The following is a 3,424-nucleotide window of genomic DNA, read 5'->3' on the forward strand; positions in this document are numbered from 1 at the left end:
AGGTGCTAGGTGCTAGGTGCTAGGTGCTAGGTGCTAGGTGCTAGGTGCTAGGTGCTAGGTGCTAGGTGCTAACAGCATAGTGTTGGTTTCGAATTGGTAAAGGGAGCTCCCTACCAAATCGACTTTTTTCGGCGTTAAAACGCCTCCTACAACTCGCATTTCGTATCTCGTCCCTCGGAACTCGTACCTTTCCCCTTTACTCTTTCTAACTCGCTAACTTTCAATCTGATAGCGGATGGCTGAAAGCTGATTGCTCCAAGCGTTGGGTTTCGCTCCGCTCTTCCCAACCTACGAGCTAATGAATCCAGCACTGTAGGTCGTCATTTATGGCGACACATAATCGCTAACATTGACGGGCTAAAGCCCGACCTACGACTCACCCGTTGATTTAAGAAATATCGCGCGAAATAAATTTCACGCCTACGGGTACGCATTTCAATTTAACTATGTGCTGACACAATCCAATCTAACTTCTAACCACTGATATCTAATATCTCCATTTTTTCGGCGTTAAAACGCCTCCTACAACTCGCATCTCGTATCTCGCAAACTTTCCCCTTTACTCTTTCTAACTCGCTAACTTTCAATCTGATAGCTGACGGCTAATGGCTCCAAGCGTTGGGTTTCGCTCCGCTCTTCCCAACCTACGAGTTAATGAATCAAGCACTGTAGGTCGTCATTTATGGCGACACATAATCGCTAACATTGACGGGCTAAAGCCCGACCTACAACTCGTATCTCGCAAACTTTCCCCTTTACTCTTTCTAACTCGCTAACTTTCAATCTGATAGCTGACGGCTGAAAGCTGATAGCTGATGGCTCCGCCTTGTTAAGTTTTACTTAACACCACTCAAAACCCCAGACTGGTATTACAATACTACTATATTCATTATATTTGATTTATTTCATAAACTTACAGTTCAGACCTATTTTATTACAAATAGGATTGATTCGCATTTTTTTACATGTTTTAATTGCGCCGGTTAAAAAAATCTAAACATATACAGGACACACAATGACACCTAAGTTTATTGTTTCTACGCTTTCGACTGCAGTCGCTTTATCTTTAAGCGCTAATGCTTTTGCAAAAGATGTAACTAAAGAAGAGAAAAACTTCGAGCAAATCACTGTAATTGGCTCTGCATCTGCAATTAACGATATTCCTGGCTCTGCTACCTTTATTGATGAGCAAGAACTAGAAAAGTTTGAATATACTGATATCTCTCGTGTTTTAAGTGCTGTACCGGGTGTATATGTACAAGAAGAAGACGGCTACGGCCTTCGTCCTAACATCGGTATGCGTGGTACGGGTACGGGTCGTAACGACAAAATCTCCGTAATGGAAGATGGTGTACTTGTAGCACCAGCACCTTATTCAGCGCCTTCTGCTTACTACTTCCCTACTATGGGTCGTATGGAGTCAATCGAAGTACTTAAAGGTGCAGCTTCTGTTAAGTATGGCCCACGTACAACAGGCGGTGTTTTAAACTTAGTTTCTCGTAGCTTACCAACTGAAGGGTCTAAAGGTTTACTTAACGCTGAGCTTGGTAGCGACGGTTTCTACAAAGGTCATGCTTACTTCGGTAAAAAGAAAAACAATGCTGCGGGCCTTGTAGAAGTATTTACTTACGGTGCAGATGGCTTTAAAGATTTACCAGTAGGTAGCGACAACACAGGCTTTGAAAAGAACGATTTCTTATTAAAGTTTGGCTTTGACTTTGGTGATAACGAAGCACACAGCCTAGAAATGAAGTTAAAGTACTCAGACGAGCGCTCTGACGAAACGTACATGGGTTTAACTGACGCTGATTACAAAGAAAACCCTTACCGTCGTTATGCTGCATCGCAAAACGATGAAATGAACACACAACACAATGCATACCAAATCAACTATGCATACCGCTTTGGTAAAGGTTACGAGCTACTTGCTACAGCTTACCTGAACGATTTCCACCGTAACTGGTATAAAGCAAGCAAAGTAAGCAGCAGCTACCTTGAGCAATACAGCGAGTTTGAAGCAAACCCAACGAGCGAAGGTATTGAAGGTGTTGGCGTAAAAGCGAATAACCGTGATTACCAAGCGAAAGGCTTACAAACTGAATTCCATATCCCTGCGGGCAACCACTACATCACAGTTGGTGCACGTTACCACGAAGATGAAATGGATCGTTTCCAATGGGAAGACAAGTACACGCTTAACCAAGACCTATCAATGACGCTTACAGAAAAAGGCGTTCCAGGTTCAAACAGCAACCGTTTAGATAGCGCTGAAGCAACTACCCTATTCATTCAAGATGAGTGGTCACTTGATGCATTAGTTATTAGCGCAGGTCTTCGCTACGAAGACATCACAATCAAACGAGTTGAATGGGCTAAGTCTGATCCAAGTCGTGAAAATGGCTTAACAAAAGATATCAGCAACGACACTGAGATCTTAGTACCATCACTAGGTGCTACTTACACTGTAAGCGATAACCTAACGCTTCTTGCTGGCATTCAAAAAGGTTACGCTCCAGCGGCACCGGGTAATGCGGATCAAGAAGAAGAAGAGAGTGTTAACATTGAGCTAGGTGGTCGTTACGATTACGCTGGCATTCAAGGTGAAGTAATTTACTTTAACTCTGACTACACAAACATGCACGGTAACTGTACTGCGGCTGTAGGTTGTAGCGATGACAATATTGGCGACCAATACAACTACGGTGAAGTATCTGTGTCTGGTTTTGAGCTAAGCGCAGGTAAAGTATTTGCTACTAACGCAGCCTCGTTCCCAGTTCGCTTAACTTACACTTACACTGATTCTGAGTTCGACAATGCGTTTGAATCAGATCTTTGGGGTAGCGTAGAAAAAGGCGATGCAATGCCATACGTGCCTGAAAACCAATTAGCGCTTTCAGTGGGTGCTGAGTTCTCAAGCTTCGTATTCGATACGCAAATGCGTTATGTGTCTGATGCACACGCAGACTTAACAGACTCAGGTCGCAATGCAATCGACAGCCGCGTTGTATGGGATTTAGCAGCTAAATACCTAATCGACGACAAACAAAAAGTATACCTAACAGTAGACAACCTGTTTGACAAAACCTACGTTGCAAACCGTGCAAACGGCGGTATTCAACCAGGTAAACCACGTACCCTACAACTAGGTTACAGCTACTCGTTCTAATAAAACGACTAAGCGAAATATCAAAAGCCGTGTGATGGAAATCCCACGGCTTTTTTGTGGATGAGAGTTGCGAGTTGCGAGTTGCGAGTTGCGAGTTGCGAGTTGCGAGTTGCGAGTTGCGAGTTTTCAAAATTGTAGCTGCGATATTATATCGCGTAGGAATGGTTAAAGGTGCTAGGTGCTAGGTGCTAGGTGCTAGGTGCTAGGTGCTAGGTGCTAGGTGCTAGGTGCTAGGTGCTAGGTGCTAACAGCATAGTG

Annotated in this window: 1 protein-coding gene; it reads left to right on the plus strand. The window is 43.8% G+C overall.

Annotation, left to right across the window (positions count from 1 at the left end):
- Nucleotides 1–1,015 precede the first annotated feature (1,015 nt).
- Complete coding sequence (locus AN394_RS20975; RefSeq protein ID WP_055022499.1) at nt 1,016–3,166, plus strand: TonB-dependent receptor domain-containing protein; 2,151 nt, start codon at nt 1,016–1,018, stop codon at nt 3,164–3,166.
- Nucleotides 3,167–3,424: the final 258 nt, after the last annotated feature.

The sequence above is a fragment of the Pseudoalteromonas sp. P1-26 genome (assembly GCF_001401795.1).
Taxonomy (GTDB): Bacteria; Pseudomonadota; Gammaproteobacteria; order Enterobacterales; family Alteromonadaceae; genus Pseudoalteromonas.